General features: G+C 60.2%; 16 protein-coding genes. 4 read left to right on the forward strand and 12 right to left on the reverse strand.

Translation table 11 applies throughout. The features are described from left to right. The first annotated feature begins 189 nt into the window (after positions 1-189). Positions 190-777 carry a YkgJ family cysteine cluster protein gene (locus tag ACOBR2_RS19920; protein ID WP_420237828.1) on the forward strand — a complete coding sequence of 196 codons (588 nt, stop codon included), beginning with the start codon at positions 190-192 and terminating at the stop codon, positions 775-777. A 171-nt stretch (positions 778-948) separates the two neighbouring features. Here ACOBR2_RS19920 and ACOBR2_RS19925 read toward each other — a convergent pair whose 3' ends face one another. From ACOBR2_RS19925 to ACOBR2_RS19940, 4 genes are all read right to left on the reverse strand, one after another. Next, positions 949-2250 (reverse strand): dihydroorotase, encoded by a 1302-nt coding sequence (locus ACOBR2_RS19925; protein WP_420237829.1) that lies wholly within the window; start codon positions 2248-2250, stop codon positions 949-951. Continuing rightward, positions 2247-3278 carry an aspartate carbamoyltransferase catalytic subunit gene (locus tag ACOBR2_RS19930; protein WP_420237830.1) on the reverse strand — a complete coding sequence of 344 codons (1032 nt, stop codon included), beginning with the start codon at positions 3276-3278 and terminating at the stop codon, positions 2247-2249. The genes ACOBR2_RS19925 and ACOBR2_RS19930 overlap by 4 nt, the downstream gene beginning before the upstream one ends. Before the next feature lie 140 nt (positions 3279-3418). After that, on the reverse strand, positions 3419-3991 hold the full coding sequence (gene pyrR / locus ACOBR2_RS19935) for a bifunctional pyr operon transcriptional regulator/uracil phosphoribosyltransferase PyrR (protein WP_420237831.1): 573 nt from the start codon (positions 3989-3991) through the stop codon (positions 3419-3421). Between the two features lie 158 nt (positions 3992-4149). After that, on the reverse strand, positions 4150-4788 hold the full coding sequence (locus ACOBR2_RS19940) for a hypothetical protein (RefSeq protein ID WP_420237832.1): 639 nt from the start codon (positions 4786-4788) through the stop codon (positions 4150-4152). A 144-nt stretch (positions 4789-4932) separates the two neighbouring features. Between ACOBR2_RS19940 and ACOBR2_RS19945 the strand changes: the two genes are divergently transcribed. Then, positions 4933-6330: an IS1182 family transposase gene (locus tag ACOBR2_RS19945; RefSeq protein WP_420236173.1), complete on the forward strand. Its 1398-nt coding sequence runs from the start codon at positions 4933-4935 to the stop codon at positions 6328-6330. A gap of 646 nt (positions 6331-6976) precedes the next feature. Here the strand turns inward: ACOBR2_RS19945 and cmk are convergent. The 5 genes from cmk to add all read right to left on the reverse strand — a co-directional run bounded on the left by cmk (position 6977) and on the right by add (position 13076). Next, positions 6977-7672, reverse strand: a complete 696-nt coding sequence (gene cmk, locus ACOBR2_RS19950; RefSeq protein WP_420237833.1) for a (d)CMP kinase — start codon at positions 7670-7672, stop codon at positions 6977-6979. Then, on the reverse strand, positions 7669-9471 hold the full coding sequence (locus tag ACOBR2_RS19955) for a hypothetical protein (protein WP_420237834.1): 1803 nt from the start codon (positions 9469-9471) through the stop codon (positions 7669-7671). The genes cmk and ACOBR2_RS19955 overlap by 4 nt, the downstream gene beginning before the upstream one ends. A 130-nt stretch (positions 9472-9601) precedes the next feature. After that, complete coding sequence (gene mutL, locus ACOBR2_RS19960; protein ID WP_420237835.1) at positions 9602-11650, reverse strand: DNA mismatch repair endonuclease MutL; 2049 nt, start codon at positions 11648-11650, stop codon at positions 9602-9604. A 98-nt stretch (positions 11651-11748) separates the two neighbouring features. Next, positions 11749-11982: a hypothetical protein gene (locus ACOBR2_RS19965; protein ID WP_420237836.1), complete on the reverse strand. Its 234-nt coding sequence runs from the start codon at positions 11980-11982 to the stop codon at positions 11749-11751. Between the two features lie 77 nt (positions 11983-12059). Continuing rightward, positions 12060-13076: an adenosine deaminase gene (gene add, locus ACOBR2_RS19970; RefSeq protein ID WP_420237837.1), complete on the reverse strand. Its 1017-nt coding sequence runs from the start codon at positions 13074-13076 to the stop codon at positions 12060-12062. Positions 13077-13183: 107 nt separating this feature from the next. Between add and ACOBR2_RS19975 the strand changes: the two genes are divergently transcribed. Both ACOBR2_RS19975 and ACOBR2_RS19980 read left to right on the forward strand, forming a co-directional pair. Then, the gene (locus ACOBR2_RS19975) at positions 13184-13435 is read left to right on the forward strand and encodes a hypothetical protein (protein WP_420237838.1); all 252 of its coding nucleotides are present in this window, start codon (positions 13184-13186) and stop codon (positions 13433-13435) included. A 213-nt stretch (positions 13436-13648) separates the two neighbouring features. Then, positions 13649-13843: a hypothetical protein gene (locus ACOBR2_RS19980; protein ID WP_420237839.1), complete on the forward strand. Its 195-nt coding sequence runs from the start codon at positions 13649-13651 to the stop codon at positions 13841-13843. 40 nt (positions 13844-13883) lie between these two features. Here ACOBR2_RS19980 and ACOBR2_RS19985 read toward each other — a convergent pair whose 3' ends face one another. The 3 genes from ACOBR2_RS19985 to ACOBR2_RS19995 form a co-directional block, all read right to left on the reverse strand. Next, the gene (locus tag ACOBR2_RS19985; RefSeq protein WP_420237840.1) at positions 13884-15440 is read right to left on the reverse strand and encodes an amino acid permease; all 1557 of its coding nucleotides are present in this window, start codon (positions 15438-15440) and stop codon (positions 13884-13886) included. A 126-nt stretch (positions 15441-15566) separates the two neighbouring features. Continuing rightward, positions 15567-15728 carry a hypothetical protein gene (locus ACOBR2_RS19990; RefSeq protein ID WP_420240053.1) on the reverse strand — a complete coding sequence of 54 codons (162 nt, stop codon included), beginning with the start codon at positions 15726-15728 and terminating at the stop codon, positions 15567-15569. A 374-nt stretch (positions 15729-16102) separates the two neighbouring features. Continuing rightward, positions 16103-16789, reverse strand: a complete 687-nt coding sequence (locus ACOBR2_RS19995) for a TetR family transcriptional regulator (RefSeq protein WP_420237841.1) — start codon at positions 16787-16789, stop codon at positions 16103-16105. Between the last annotated feature and the right edge of the window lie 90 nt (positions 16790-16879).

The raw sequence follows: 16879 nt of genomic DNA on the forward strand, positions 1-16879 counted from the left end.
AGCGAGTCGATGCAGCATCGTTGACGCGCCCCCCAGGGAGCGGCAACCTGGCAAGATTTTTGCCACTTCACAGCATCAGGAGAGATGCTCTAAACCGCCCACCAGCAAACAGAGAAAACCCCGCATCGCTGCGGGGTTTTCTTGTTTGCGCCTTGGGAATTCCATGCCAGATTCGCTATGCTGGCACAGATGCTTCCTCTCCGCGACGCCGAACTCGTTCAGATCTCCGAGGCCGCTTTGGCCGATGCCGCACGCCGTGCTGGCGATGCGCTCACCTGCCATCCGGGCTGCACCGAGTGCTGCCACGGAGCCTTTTCCATCAACGCGCTAGATGCGGCGCGACTGCGCGCGGGCCTGAATGCCCTGCAGGAGAGCAATCCGGCGCAGGCCGAGGCAGTTGTGAGCCGGGCCAAGCAGTGGGTGGCGGAGCATTCCGCCGCATTCCCCGGCGACGCCACAACCGGCATTCTGGGCGGCAGCGAGACCGAGCAGGAGGCCTTTGAAGACTTTGCCAACGATCCCGCCTGCCCGGCGCTTGACCCAGCCACGGGCCGCTGCGACGTGTACGCGTGGCGGCCCATGACCTGCCGCGTCTTTGGCCCTCCGGTGCGCAACGAGGGCGACGCGCTGGGGCATTGCGAGCTCTGTTTTCAGGACGCCCCCACGGAGCTGGTGGTGGCCAGCGAGATGGCCGTACCCCACCGCCTGGAAGCTGAGCTGCTGGAAGAGTTGAACGATGAGCGCGAGACCGTGGTGGCCTTTGTGCTGGCTCTGTAAGTCTCCGCGTTGAAGCGGGGAACAGCTGTCAGCCCTCAGCTGTTCTTGCTTGTTCATGCCGCAGGAGGTTTGTGGCTGGGCAGAACCTTGCGGAGGGAGGCAGGGGTTTTAACCCCTGCAAAAAGCGGCCCAGGGAAGCATCCCGGGGCCGTTTTCTCTTTGTTTTTTCGTCTACGCTTCGTGCTTGTAGACGACTTTACCTTCGCTGATGGTCCAGCGCACGCGGCCCTGCATCGTCCAACCGTCGAAGGGGGTGTTCTTGGACTTCGACTTGGTCTCGGCAATGCTGTAGCTCCACTCGGCCTTGGGGTCGAAGATCATCACATCGGCAAAACTACCCACCGAGAGGGTTCCACGGCCCTTCATGCCCAGCAGACCGGCAGGCTGGGTGCTCAACAGGCTGAGCACGCGGCCCACCGGCAGCTTGTTCTCCTTGTGCAGCCAGCGCAGCGCCAAGCCGAAGGCGGTTTCCAGTCCGAGAATGCCGTTGGGGGCATGGTCGAACTCCACTTCCTTCTCATGGACGGCGTGCGGAGCATGATCGGTAGCGATGGCGTCCACCACACCGTCGAGAATGCCCTCGAGGATGGCGTCCCGATCGGCCGCCGAGCGCAGCGGCGGGCACATCTTGGCGTTGGTGTTGTAGTGGCCTACATGCTCGTCGGTCAGCAGAAAGTGGTGCGGAGCCACCTCGCAGGTGACGCGCAGGCCATTGCGGCGGGCCTGCCGCACCGCCGCCAGAGCGCCTGCCGTGGAGAGGTGCGCCACATGCAGATGCACACGGGCGTCGCGCATCTCGGTCACAATGCGGATGTCGCGCTCGACGATGCTGGTTTCAGCCTCGGCCGGCATACCACGCAAACCGAGCTTGAAGGCTGCCGGGCCGGCATTCATGCAGCCGCCCACGGTCAGGCGCGTGTCTTCAGCATGCTGAATCACGGCAAGTCCCAGACGGGCTGCGGCGGCCAGCGCCTCGCGCATCACGCTTTCCTTCAGAATGGGCAGGCCATCGTCGCTGACGGCAACCGCGCCCGCTGACTTCAGCGCGGCGTAGTCGTTGATGGCCTCGCCCTTCATGCCCCGGGTGGCGGCGGCAATCGGGAAGACGCGCACGCTGGCGTTGCGCTCGGGCGCAAGCATCCAGCGGGTAATCTCAGCCGAGTCGTTCGCCGGTTTGGTATTGGGCATGGCAGCCACGGCGGTGAATCCGCCCGCGGCGGCGCAGGCCGTACCGGTGGCAATCGACTCCTTGTAGCCCTGTCCGGGCTGGCGCAGGTGTACGTGCATGTCCACCAGACCGGGAGCCACGGTCAACCCCGTAGCGTCGATGATCTCCGCCCCGATGGTGGCCTTCACCTTGCCGGGAGCGCCGATTTCTACCACCCGGCCATCCTTGATCAGAATGTCCTTGGGCGCATCCACTCCAGCGCCGGGGTCCAGCAGCTGACCTCCACGAATCAACAGTGCAGTCATGCCTGACCTCCCTTGGGCGCAGCCGTCAAAGCCCGTTCCACCACGGCCATGCGGATGGCGACGCCGTGTGTCACCTGTTCAAGAATCGCCGACTGGAAGCCGTCGGCCACGGTGGCCGTAATCTCCAGCCCGCGGATGATCGGGCCGGGATGCAGCACAATCGCCTTTGGAGCGAAGTTGGCCAAACGCGGCCCGGTCAGCTGATAGCCGGCACGGTAGTCGTCCAGATCGAACTGCAGACCAGCCAGACGTTCCGCCTGAATGCGCAGCATGATAATGGCCTGCGAACGGCTGAGCGCCGCCTCAAAGTTGCGTTCTATCTCAATAGCGATGCCGGGCAGAGCCTTGGCTGCAGCTTCAGGCAGCAGTTCCTTGGGGCCACACAGAATCAACTTGGCGCCCAGACGCGAGAGCAGGAACATGTTGGAGCGGGCCACGCGGCTATGGAAGATGTCGCCCACGATGGTCACGGTCATGCCTTCGAGCGTCTTCTCCGTCACCGTCTCGGCGCCTGCGCACAGATGCTTGAGCAGGGTACGCAGGTCCAGCAACGCCTGGGTCGGATGCTCATGCATGCCGTCGCCCGCGTTCAGGATCGGCAGGTGAGTGGTCTGTTCCAGCAGCCAGGGCGCACCAGACGAGTTGTGGCGCAGGATGATGGCCTCAGCGCCCAACGCGCGAATGGTCAGGCCGGTATCCTTGAGCGACTCGCCTTTTTCAATGCTTGAGCTCAGATTTGAAACCAGCGTGGTGTCGCAACCCAGCGCCTTGGCAGCCAGCTCAAAGCTGGTGCGGGTGCGGGTGGACGACTCGTAAAAAAGAAGAGCAATCCGACGCTTGGCCAGGATGCGATCCCGCTCGAGCGGATCCATTTGCTCCAGTTCCGTGGCCCGCTTCAGCACATGGCTGATCTGCTCCAGGCTCAGGTCATTGACCGAAAGCAAAGAGCCGGGGTGGAAAGGGACAGGAATAGGAGGCGCTTGCGGCGTGGAAAGCTGACGACGGAGGGTAGGCGCAGCTGTAGTCATAAGATGGTTCTGCACCGGAGCACCGGGCCCCGGTCCGGTTTGAAGGTGATGTGCCTGGGGCCAGGCGGCCCGGGCAGAGTAACCCGCCGGCACGGGAAGGCCGGCGGACGATCATCAGCGAGAAAAACTTTGTGGATCGGCTACGAGTTGGTGCGCTCTACAAGCAGCACTTCTTCGCTCGCGTCAACCTCTTGGAACTTAACTTCGATAATCTCGCGGCTGCTGGTGGGCACATTCCGACCCACGTAGCTGGCCTCGATGGGAAGCTCACGATGGCCCCGGTCGATGAGCACGCAAAGCTGCACGCGGCGCGGACGACCATGGTCAAAGAGCGCATCGAGCGCGGCCCGGACGGTGCGGCCTGTGTAAAGAACGTCGTCGCAGAGTATCACGTCGCGACCGTTCACGTCGAAGCCAATGGCTCCGGGCGTAACCACCGGACGGGCGTCGGCCAGTGACAGATCATCGCGATAAAACTGAATGTCGAGCACGCCGGTATCAACCGGGCGCTTCTCAATGCCCGTGATCAGCTTGCCGAGACGCTCAGCCAGCGGCACGCCGCGGCGCTTGATGCCCACCAGCGCAAGATTCTCGCTGCCATTGCTCTTTTCAACGATCTCGTGAGCCAGACGCACCAGGGTGCGCTCGATCTCCGAGCCAGACATCAGACGGCCCTTTACGCGCAGATTCGGATTCTGTGCAGCTTCACTCATGATTCTTCCAGATTCTTTCTGTGTGGCGTTTCTCTCGTGGGATCATACGAGGCCACGGGGGTCCGGGGCAAGCTGTGGAGAACCACCGCACTCCGGCTCCCCCAAACTGTACGGCTGTCTCCGGGAAAATGCAACCTCTCCGGCAGCCGGGAACGGAATCAGATCTGCGGCCGCTGGCTGCGCGCCACCATGCGTGCACCAATCACCCCGCCCACCATGGCAAAAAGGGTGAGGAAGAACATCAGCAGCGAGAGCGCCACCAGCATCCATCCGGCGCGGCCTTCGCTTGAAAGCAGCCAATCACGGGTGCTCACGATGGTCTGCTGATCAATGCCCATGGCCTGCCACTGTTGCGGCATCTGCTGAGCCACCAGGTTCTGCCACAGATCGTCAAAAAACTTGCCTTGATGGAACAGAAAGCGGCTGACGAAGAGAATGATGCCGGTAGTGGCCACGGCTGAGCCGCTGCCCAACAAACCCGTCACCAACCCCAGGCGAGCGCCCGCTCCCATTGTGAGCCAGGCCGGGCGGCGATTGCGCATGTACAGCAAAACCACCCAGGTGGCCGCCATGCCCATCAGAAATGCGCCCAGAATGCCGAGCGGCGAAAGCATGTTGCAGAGCATACCAACGGGAACAGCCAGCATCACTGCAAAACGCAGGGCCGCCTTCCAGTCGATGCTGCCCGCATCCCGAACGGGAGTTACTTCTGCAGAATCGGAGTCAGATTGCTGGTCGCCGGCAAAGAGCAGTTGCGGCAAGCCGCAGACCGCGCAAAAGCAGGCTCCTGCTTCCAAAGCTTGATGACAACGTTGGCAATGCGTTTCCACCACTCCAGCCTATCGCATGAGCCCGGGTTGATGTTGATCCTAGGAGTCTGTCGCCCATAGAATTGCCCGAGGTCCTGGTCCAGACCAGGCCCAGCAGATTACGATTTTGTTATGGGCCAGAACTTCCTTCCAGACACGGTCAACCAGACGCTTCTGTTTCCACCCAGCCTTCACGACTGGCTACCTGACGGCCATTTGGCTCGTTTTGTCGTGGATGTGGTTTCGGCATTGGATCTTGAATCGATCTATGCTTCGTATCGCGAGAAGGATGGTCGCGGCCAGTCGGCTTATGCTCCGGAGATGATGGTTCGCCTTCTTTTGTACGGTTATGCCACGGGCGTTTACAGCTCACGCAGGCTTGAGAAGCATACCTGGGAAGACGTGGCATTTCGCTATCTTTCCGGCGACCAGCATCCGGACCACGCCACGCTGGCCGAGTTTCGCAAACGGCATCTGGCTGCGCTGTCCGAACTGTTCACGCAGGCCTTGTTGCTGTGCGCAAAAGCCGGTCTGGTTAAGCTGGGTCATGTGTCGATCGATGGAACAAAGATCAGGGCGAACGCCAGCAAGCACAAGGCGATGAGCTACCAGCGCATGACCGAGAGCGAGGCGCGCCTGAAGCAGGAAATCAACGCTCTGTTGGCTGCTGCGGAAAAAGCGGATGCCGACGAGGACGCGCAGTACGGCAAGGATCGGAACGGCGAAGAACTTCCCGACGAGTTACAGCGACGCGAGAGCCGGTTGCAGAAGATTCGCGAAGCGAAGCAGGCACTCGAAGACGAGGCCCGCGAGAAGGCTGAGCAGAAACTTGCTGAAGCAGAAAAGAAACAGGCTGACGAGGAAGAAGATCGTCGCGCGGGCAAAAAGAAACGTGGTCGCAAGTCGAATCCCCCTGATCCGGACAAGGCAAAACCCGCAGACAAGGATCAGCGCAACTTCACGGATCCGGAGAGCCGCATCATGCCGGATGGCGCCAATAAAGGCAGCTTTTTACAGGCTTATAATGCGCAGATCGCGGTCGATTCCATCGCGCAGGTAATCGTGGCCGCCGCGGTTACGCAGGAGACGAACGACAAAAAACAATTACTGCCGATGGTGGCACAGATCGAAAAGAATCTTGCCCAAAAGCCCGAGAAAGTCAGCGCTGATACCGGCTACTTCAGCGAAGCAAATGTGACCGACGCAACGGTAGCTGAAATCGACTTATACATCGCCACAGGCCGCGACAAACATAGTGATCCAACGGAGATAGCCTGTGGTGAAGCCCCGTCAGATGCAACGGCACGAGAACAAATGCAACATAAGTTGAAGACCGAGGCCGGACGCGCAGTCTACAAAAGACGCAAGGCGATCGTGGAACCGGTCTTTGGACAAATCAAGGAGTGCCGCGGTTTTCGTCGCTTCAGCATGCGCGGCAAACAGAATGTGAGCGGAGAGTGGAGGCTGGTGTGCGCGGTCAGCAATCTGTTGAAGCTCTTTCGCTCCGGATGGGCACTGCAAAACGCGTAAAAACAACGAAAGATCAGAATCCGAATCAGAGTCGCGCCTCAAAGATACGGTGCGGTAGAGAAAAACTGACAGCAACAGACAAATCCAGTACTGCGCAGCCAGGCCGACATCTCCTGCAAAAATCGCAAACGCTATGAGCGACAGACTCCTAGGCCTGGAATCTTGGGACAACCAGCTTCTAGCCTCCAGCTTTCAGCCCCTAGCCCTTGGTCCCTAGTCCCTAGTCCCTAGAACCGGCCTAATCAAATGCGGCTTTGCTCGTGGAGTTCCGCGCCGCGCGGCGCTCCCGGGCTTCCTTGCGCAAACGCATCAACGCAAAGATTGAAATATGAAATCGCGCCCGGCAGGTTCTGCAGCGCATGGGGTAACGCAATAGCAGTAGCCTGAGAAAATCCATCGTGTGCATCTGTGATCTTCTGATGGTTCGCAAACCACAACGCGGGCAATGAACAGCCATATTTATCTACCCCTTCAGAATGTATTTAGAAAAACAATCTATCCAAGCTCTTAAAGTCACTTATAGCCTACATTTTGTTTTTTGAATGTAAATACGTCAAGAGCCAAAGAAAGTTTCCATCCTTTTGCATGGAAAACAGTGCAATTCAGGCAGAAAAACCTTCTTTGGCTCCGGTCATTTTGGTGCGAATCAGCTTTGCAAACGAGCCTGAACCACCTGTTCCGCCTGCTCGATTGTTTCCTGCAGGGAAAGGTTGGTGGAGTCGAGCAGAATCGCATCTTCGGCCGGCTTCAGCGGAGAATCCGCGCGGGAGCGGTCTCGCTGGTCGCGGTCGCGCATGTCGCGCTTGATTTCATCCGCTTTCACGGCCGGGGCCGGTTGCAGTTGATCGAAACGACGCTGGCCGCGCACATCGGGATCGGCATCGAGGAAGATCTTCACATCGGCCTGGGGAAAGACCACCGTACCAATGTCACGGCCTTCCATCACCACACCACCCGCAGCGCCCATCTGCTGCTGCAGGCGCACCAGCCAGGCGCGGATCGGCGTATGCACGCTCACCTTGGAGGCAGCGTCCGTCACCGAAGCCTCCCGCAGGGCGGTGGTTACGTCCTCGTCATCCAGCAGAACACGATTGCCGGTTTCGGTGGGAACCAGACGGATGGAGGTCGTATCCGTGAGTGTGGCAAGCTGAGCCGCATCATGGAGCGGCAGGCCGGAGCGCAGCGCCTTCAGGCCGAAGGCGCGGTACATGGCTCCTGTCTCCAGGTTGAGCAGGCCAAAGCGGTTGGCCAGATGGCGGGCGATGGTACTTTTGCCCGCACCGGCAGGTCCGTCGATGGCCACAATCAGTTTGCGACTGTTCTCAGCAGGCATCGGGCTCATCCGCGCTTCTTGGCGCCAGGACGCGCACTGGTGCTATGGGAAAAACGCTTGGCGCTACCGCCCTTGGAAGCACTCGGCGCCGGCTTGCGGCTGCTTGAAGCGGCCTTGCTGGCGGGCTTGGAGGCCAGCTTGCCAGCCAGAGGCTTGGCTGCAGGCTTGCCGGTCCGGCTGGCAGGCTTCGCCGCCGTGCGCAATCCGCCCGAGCGTGCGCCGGAAGGTGCTGCCGAGTGGGAGCTGGGGCGCTTGGCGCTGCCATTGCTGCTGCCATTCCCGTTGCTGCCCGAAGCAGAAGACCAACGCGCCGAGCTTGCCGGACGGCCATGCGAGGCCGCGGCGGGACGGGAACCTGCTGGGCGTGATCCTGCAGGTCTTGCCCCGGCAGCAGGTCTGGAACCAGCAGGGCGTGCACCAGCCGGACGGGCGCTGGCCGGACGCGATCCCGCCGGGCGTGCACTGGCGGGACGGGAACCCGTCGGCCTGGGGCCAGCAGATCTTGATCCTGTGGGTCTGGATCCTCCCGCAGGGCGAGGTCCAGAAGGTCTTGCTCCAGCCGGACGCGAACCACTCGGGCGTGCGCCTGCCGGACGGGCAGAACGCGGACGCTCTTCCGAAGAACCCGAACGGGCCGGGCGACTGGCAGAAGCGGGCTTGCGATCATGGCTGTGGCTGGCAGGGCGGCTGAAGCGCGGACGCTCTACCGGAGGAGCGGCGGGCGGACGAACCGCATGGGGCCGGGCCACCGGAGCAGCCGGAGCTACCGCAGCAACTGGAGCTACCGCGACTTCTTCCTTGGCCGGAGCTTCAACGGCTTCAACCTGAGGCTTTTCCGTGACTTCGGGCGCTGGCGGAGGCTCGGTTTCCGGTGCAGCCTGGGCTGCGGGCTGATCCACAGACGGGGTAGCAGGAATGCGCAGAACCGACGCTTCTTCCTCTTCGCGGGTCAAAAAGTATCCCGAAGATCCGATGGTCGAGCTGGCGTAATAGGCAGGCGGAGCACTGAACTCAGGCAGTGTGCCAGCTACATAGAAGTGGGGCGCATGGCCAAGCGTGAGCGTATGTACCTGACGGGTAGCCACCAGGCCACGGATCACCTCCCGCACCTTGCTGCGCGCCGTCAGCGGCGACAGGAAGGATTCCACGTCTTCCATGGTGGCGGCAATCACGGCCTGCAGATAGATGGACGCCAGCACCGAAATGGCCGTAACCTGCGAGGTCGAAGCGCCTTCGGCAATCGCCTTCTGATAGCGATGGCGCAAAAGCTGCCACTTGGCCGCTTCACCCGGGGCGTTGACCATGGGAATAATGCGCAACTGCTGCCAGAGCTCGGTGATAGCGCGCGCTACGGCGGCATCGGTCACTTCACGACCGAGCGTGTGCTTGAGAGTGGGGACGGTGGCGTCAGCCACTTCCAACAGCTTGTAGGCCTGCACCGCCAGGGGGGAAACCTGCCGCGAGCCGGTCAGCTGCGGACTGCGACGCCAGTCACGGTCGCCGCGCAGAGCATAAACGTAAGGAAGCACCCAGGCAGCCACAACGTAGTCGGGCTGTTCGCCCAACAGGCCCTGAAGGTTCAGCCGGACGACAACACCGTCCTTCTCCAGACGCACCAACATGTCTTCGGCCACGGCAATCTGCTTGGGTTCGGGGGTAGGATTCCGCTGACCGCAGACCGCCTCAACGAAGGTGGGCGTGATGGAAGAGCCGAACTGCCGCTTGGGCAGGAAGAGACACAGGCCCGTCTCCTCGATCCACGTACGGGTCTCCTCCAGTGTGATGGTCCCGTGTCCGTTCTGGCGCATTCTTTCAATGCGCGATGCTTCCAATTGCTCTGATGTCAAAGAAAGTTCCTCACTTCCAGGCTGGCAACACGCCGGGCCAACATGCTCCTGGGAGCCTGCCAGCGACCTGTACTTCAATTTTAGACGCGATCTAGATACGATGGAAGGCCCGAAGAATCTCTTTCCACGAATAAAGAAGGGCAATGGGGCGGCCATGGGGGCAACTGGTGGGGTGTTCGGTGCGGGCCAGCTCCCCTAAAAGCCACTGCATGCGCTCGGTGTCGAGCGGCATGTTCACCTTGATGGCGGCATGGCAGGCCATGGAGGCGGCAATGCGTGCCCGAAGCTCCGTAAGGCTCTCATTCGAATTGGCTTTGTCGGACTCCTCGGCGCTCTGGTCGATCACTTCGGTCAGCATCCGCTCCAGCGCCGCACCTTCCAGACCGACAGGGGCCGCTTTGACCGCAAGTGTTTGCGGGCCAAAGGGTTCCACCTCAAAACCGTTGCGCTCCAGCTCCGTGGCAATGCGCGCAAAAATGATCATCTGATCCGGCTTCAGATCCACCAGCAGGGGCATCAGCAGCCGTTGGCGCTGCACCTTCTCCACCTGCCGTTCGCGCAGAATCTTTTCAAACAGAATTCGTTCGTGAGCCACATGCTGGTCCACAATCCAGAGCCCCTGCTCGCCGCTGGCCAGAATAAACGAGTCCTTGAGCTGGCCGAGCGGCTTGGCCGTGGCCAGTTCGTCGAGCGTTCCTGCCGCCTGCTCGGCCTCGACTGCCGAGGTGGAATTTTCCGGAGAAACCTGCAGAATCGGCGCAACTTGCCGGCCAGAGCTAGCCGAAGGGCCAGAATCCTGCGCCTCAAGCGGGGCGAACAGGGCAGTAGCCGCCTCGCCAAAGCTTTTCAAATCAAAGCCCGAACCAGCCGCCGGGAGGAAAGAATTCTGGGGCGCAAAGGGCAGACGCTGTGGGGCAGGCGGCAGCGTGCGGGACGAAAGTTCAAAAGAAGCGCTCTCGGATGCCGCGCCCTGCAGGTCCACCGGATCGGAATCGGGCAGGGGCGAAACCGGCGGTGGCATCAGCGAAGGGCTGGCCGTGGGCTGGCCGTCGATGGCTCCGATAAACCCAGCGGCTGGCCGGGCCTTGACCAGCGCCATACGCAGACTGTCGCGCACAAAGTCGTGAATGTGGCCCTGCTGGCGGAAGCGCACCTCGGTCTTGGCCGGATGCACATTCACGTCCACCTCTTCCGGCGGCATCTCCAAAAAGAGCAGCACCACGGGAAAACTGGTGGGTGGAATCACGTTGCGGTAGGCCTCGGTAATGGCATGTATCAGCAGGCGATCCCGGATAAGCCGCTTATTCACAAAAATATAGATCGAGTTGCGGTTCAGCTTCTGCAACTCCGGCTTGGAGTAGAAGCCGGTCAGGTGCAGCATTCCCGGCTGCCGCTTGGGCTCGTCCGGATCCTGCTTCCACGGCGGAGGCTCAGGCAAGCCCACATGCGCCAACTGCGCCTCAGCGGCCACCGGCAAAAGCTGGGCCAGCGTATCCTTGCCAAAAATCTGATAAATGCGCTCGGCAGTGCGCTGCACGGGCGGGGCCAACACCACGGTATGCGTGGCCGAAAGCAGCTCAAAGTGTTTTTCCGGGTGAACCAGCGCATAGTGCGTCACCAGCGCCGTCACATGCTGCAACTCAGTGGATTCCGCCCGCAGAAATTTGCGCCGCGCCGGAGTATTGAAGAAGAGGTCGCTGACCGTAATCGTGGTTCCGCGCGGCAGGGCGGCATCTTCCACAAAGAGGATCTTGCCCCCGGCAATGGCCATACGAGTGCCGGCCTGCTCCTCGCCGGTGGCGGTTTCGAGCGTTACCCGGGCCACGCTGGCAATCGAGGGCAGAGCCTCACCACGGAAGCCAAGTGTAGCAATCGAAAGCAGATCGTCGGCGGTGCGTAGTTTGGATGTGGCGTGGCGCTCAAAGGCCAGCAGAGCGTCGTCGCGGTTCATGCCGTGGCCGTCGTCGCGGATGCGGATCAGCTTGCGACCGCCGCCCTCCACCTCAACCCGGATGCGGTTGGCACCGGCGTCGAGCGCGTTTTCCAGCAGTTCCTTGACCACCGACGCAGGCCGGTCCACCACCTCGCCCGCGGCGATCTGGTTGGCAACCTGGTCGGAGAGTACGCGTATACGGCCCATCAGAACTCTAGGTTAACCCAAGCGCGGAGCCCGAGGCTCGCAGACGCGGAAAAGCCGTCCCATGAGGACGGCTTCTTCCTGAAAGGATTTGGGTAAGGCTAAACGCCCACGCCGAACTCACTCGCTTCGCCTTCACCGGCGCCCGCGTAAAAGTCGTATGGGGTTCGTTTCTTGAACCTGGAGCGGCTACGCACTTCCGTGCCAATGTAAATGCCCAGCGCAGCGACCGCAATGCCAATCGACAACCAGCCGATCGCCTGGAGAGCCTTGGACGACTTGCTCTCTTCGTTTGCGACCTCTACTTCTTCGGGTTTTTCCACTTCGGCGGCCATGATTCCAGGAGCCCTCCCTACAGATCCATGATACTCCACATGCAGTTTCCAGCTCTGCCGTGTTGTGCAACACTCGTTTACTGGATTGAGTCGATTTCGGCCTGCCAGCGGGACTTTTCCACGGCCGGCAAAAAACTTGCTCTGATGCTATTCGACGCAAGCTGACGCAATTCATCCCGCGTAAAACCTTGCAGACGGTGCGCCTTTTCGTACTCGCCCAGCAGATCGGAACCGAAAAAAGCCGGATCGTCGGAGTTGAGCGTCACCAGTAGCCCGGCCTCGAAACATCGACGCAGCGGATGCTCCTCAAACGATGAGCAAACGCCCGTGCGCACATTCGAGGTAGGATTCATCTCCAGCCCAATCTGCCGCCACTTGAGTTCTGCCATCAGCGCCGCATCCTGAATCGCCGAGTAGGCGTGGCCCAGCCGCTCCGAGCCGATGGAAAGCGCCTCGTAAATTGCTTCGGGACCGGTGGTCTCGCCAGCATGGTTGGTCAGCCGCAATCCTGCCGCCTGCGCCTCGGCGTAAAGCTCACGATAGGGCTCGCTGCTGGTGTGCTGCTCATCGCCGCCCAGGCCAATGCCGATGATCGTGGAGTATTCGGCCTGCATTCTGGCTGCCGTGCGAAAGACCTTGGTCGCCTCTTCCACGGAAAAATTGCGGACAGCGTCGTAAATCCAATAAAGCGAAAGGTTCAGCTCACGCTCGGCACGCAACCGCGCCCGCTCAAGTCCGGCAAAAATCGCCGGAAATGCCGCTTCGCCGTCTTCACGAAAACGAAAGATCACACCCACCGAAATAAAAACCTCGGCATGCACCACGCCCTGTTCGGCCAGATGCTCACACATGCGCCAGGCGGCCAGTTCGTAGTCTTCGGGCGTAATCAACTGATTGCAGACGGCCTTGAATGCCTGCAAAAAGCCCAGGAAGCCCTTGTACTGATAGAGCGCCTCGGCCTCGGCAAGGGGGATCGGCTTATGGCCCGGACGCTGGCTCAGTTCAACGAGGGTAGCGGGCAGGATGGTGCCCTCAAAGTGCAGATGCAGCTCGGCCTTGGGCAGCCGACGAAGGAATTCCTGAATCTCGGTCACAATTTCAGTCTACGGCAGAGGCAAGAAAAAGTTCAGGTGATGCGGTGAGGGGGAAAACAGCCTTCTGGAGGATTGACTTATTTAAGTCACCCACGCATACTCTCGCCATGGAAACGGACGCCATCCGCACCTCAATCGATCTGCCGCGCGATCTGCATCGGCGCTTGCATGAGGCGGCTGCGCGCAAAGACTGCTCGGCCCGTAAGCTCATTCTGATGAGCATTGAGCAGATAGTCAGCGCGCCGGAACCGTCGCGTCCGCCGCATCGGCTGAAGCTGGACGCTTCCCTGGTTCCACCGGCAGGCCGTACGATCCATCCTACGGATGAAGCGCTCTATGACCTCATTGAGCTTTCCTGACATCAATCTTTGGCTAGCTCTGGCCGCACACGAGCATATTCATAGCGCACTTGCCCGACGATGGTGGAACGCAATCGATGGAGATATTGCGTTTTGCCGTCATACACAGCTGGGTTTGCTACGGCTGCTCTCCACGGCCTCTGTAATGAACAATAAGCCGCTTACAGTCAATGAAGCATGGCTTGTCTATGAGGGATTTTTGCCGACGAGCGCGTGGTCTTCGTCTCCGAACAGGTGAATGCAAGTGCTGCCTTTCGGGAATTGGCCTGCGGAGATGAAATCTCTCCCAAGGTGTGGGCCGACGCCTGGCTGCTTGCAGTTGCGCAAGCTGCCGACGGAACCTTGGTAACTTTCGATAGGGCTCTGGCCGCAAAGGGTGCCCACTGCCTGCTTGGGCAGCGAGGCTGAAGCCTTTTCGGAAGGAGGATCTTCTGAAAAGGCTCTCAAGCTACCGTCCCGCAAACTCCGAACGGTGGCGGCTGTACATGAAGTAGATCACCAACCCGATCACCAGCCAGATGAAGAAGGCGACCCAGGTCATGATCTCCAGCCCCATCATCAGCAGTACGCAGAAAATGACGCTCAGGACCGGAAAGAGCGGACCAAGCGGGGCACGGAAGGCGCGCGGGCGGTTCGGTTCGCGGTAGCGCAAAATGATGACGGCAATCGAAACCAGCACAAAGGCGAAGAGCGTGCCGATGTTCGACAGGTTGGCTACCGTTCCAATGTCCAGCAAACCGCCTGGAATACCCACCACAAAGCCTGCTACCCAAGTGGCAACGGCCGGGGTGCGGAACTGGGCGTGAATCTTGCTGAAGATGCCCGGCAGCAGACCGTCGCGCGACATGGCGAACCAGATGCGGGCCTGACCAAGCTGGAAGACCAGAATCGACGAAATCATGCCCATCATGGCGCCAATCAGCACAAACAGGCGGATCCAGTTGAGCCAGGGCGTATGCACCGAGAGCAGCTTGAGGGCGTTCACCACCGGAGCGGCGTCGTCCTTGGCCCAATCCCAGTGCACAATGCCACTGAGCACGATGGCCACGCCACCATAGAGGATGGTGCAGGCCACCAGCGTAGCCAGAATGCCGATAGGCACGTCGCGCTGCGGGTTCTTGCACTCTTCCGCGGCCGTTGAAACCGAGTCAAAGCCAATGTAAGTAAAGAAGATGATCGAGCCGCCGGTGAGCACGCCCCAGTAGCCGTTGGGCATGAAGGGGTGCCAGTTGGCCGGCTTTACAAAGCTTGCGGCGGCAAAGATGAAGACCAGAATGGCCAGCATCTTGACCAGCACCATGATGTTGTTGGCGCGGGCCGACTCGCGAATGCCACGCACCAGAATCACGGTCAGAACCATCACCACCAGAAAGGCGGGAATATTGAAGCCGAAGTGCCAGCCGGGCTGGTAGATAGTGTTTCCAGCCAGATCCTGCAAACCGGTGGGCAAATAGGCGGGCGAAATCCACTTGGCGGGTGGATGGAAGCCGAACCAGTCCAGCATGTCCACCAGATGAGCGGCAAAACCCACGCTCACACTCATGTTCGAAAAAGCATACTCCAGGATCAGGTCCCAGCCGATGATCCAGGCCGTCAACTCGCCCAGCGTGGCGTACGTATAGGTGTAGGCCGAGCCGGCGATGGGAATCATCGAAGCCAATTCGGCGTAACAAAGGCCGGTGAAAGCGCAGACAATGGCCACCAGCACCATCGACAGGGCCAGCGCCGGACCAGCGCCCGGACGGCCATCCATGGCCTGATGGGTAATGAGCCAGTGCAGCAAAGGGGTGTTCGCCAGGGAAGGCGGGTTGATTGTCTCGCCGGCCATCGCCGTGCCAATCACCGTGAAAATACCTGAGCCAATGACGGCTCCAATGCCGAGCGCAGTCAGTGACCACGGACCGAGGGTCTTTTGCAAGGCTTTTGAGGGCTCTTCCGAATCCTCAATGAGCTTATCAATGGATTTACAGGCAATCAGTTGGCGAAACAGGGCAAGTCTCCTCATCCCCCGGGGGGCGTCGGGGTACTGGCTTTGGGGCGTATGGACGCTCTCGAACAGGGAGGGAGAGGGCTCCGCGCCAGTGGTACGGAAGGCAGCAGAGCCCCGGTCAAACAGTACAACGGCCGAACGTTAGCGCTTCGACTGGCCGCGGGCCAACTTCTTGATCTTCTGCTTGTTGGCGCCACGGGGAGTGGTACGCTTGGGCTTCGGAGCGGCCTTCTTGCGCGCTACTCGCTTAACTTGCTTCCGTTCCAGCTTGTCTGTGATTTTGGTGGTATCGGCCACGGTCAAAAAACCTCTTTCCGTCGGATCTTTACAGGGATGCCCGCAAACTGGGCAAGTGTAAATCTTATGGTAACAGGGTTTGAACGTAGGGTGAAGGGCGGAGGGGTGCACAAAGACTGGCGGGCGCAATGCAGAAAGGGTTTCCTGCCTGATATCCATGGCGTACAACGATTGTCATCCTGAACGAAGTGAAGGATCTGCGGTTGTTTTTCTCGGTTTTGTGATGTGGGCTAGCAATGCCATGATGCCACCCCTGTGTTGTCTTGCGGGAAATAGCCCGAAAAGCAACCGCAGATCCTTCGTCGCTGCACTCCTCAGGATGACAAATCGATGGGAGTGCTCTATGAATTCCAAATGCGATTACCCTGGCCGGGTCTGCCCTAACTTGATCGCGTCTTCCTGACAGCTTTTGTGGCCGTCTTTTTTGCGGGCACTTTTTCAGGGCTTTCTTCCACGCCCATCAACGCATCAAAGACCTTGCCCGTAACCATCCGCACAATCTGCGGGGTAAAACGCTCGGGAGAGAAGACCGATTCTGCCACCAGCGCAGTGAGCATGGGCGAGAGCGCATAGATGGCAATCGAGCGGGGAATGCGGTCCTTTCCCGGAGGAACTTTGCCGAAGTGGCTGGCCAGGTTTTCTTCGAGCCCTGGCGGGGTCAAATGGTTGAGGAATTCGATCAGCCGTTCCTGCGACTCCGGATGGCGTAGGGCGTAGAGCTTGAACTCCAGCATCAGCATCGTAAACGAATGGTTCTGAACGCCGTTCAGATAAAACTGGCGCATGGTGGCCAGATTCTGCGTGGAAGATTCCGCGAGCGGGTAGCGTTGCTCAAGGCCGGCGAGGAACACCTGCGACTTTTCCTCAATCAGCGCCAGAAAAATATCTTCCTTGCTCTTGAAGTGGGCGTAGATTGCGCCTTTGGTGCGGCCGGCAACGGAAGCAATCTCACCCAGCTCAGCGCGCTCGTAGCCATCACGCAAAAACAGCGTTTCCGCCGCATCCAGCAGCAGACGCTTGGTGGCGCGCGTACGTTGTTCGTGTTTATTCAAACGCGGTTCGGTCATAAAAGATGCAAGTTAAAGCAAGACCCCAGCGGACAGGACAGAACTGCCCGCCGGGGCCGGATTTTCCCTTCATTCTATTGCACGGGCTCG

Origin of the sequence: Telmatobacter bradus (assembly GCF_048629425.1) — a bacterium.
Taxonomy (GTDB): Bacteria; Acidobacteriota; Terriglobia; order Terriglobales; family Acidobacteriaceae; genus Telmatobacter; species Telmatobacter bradus.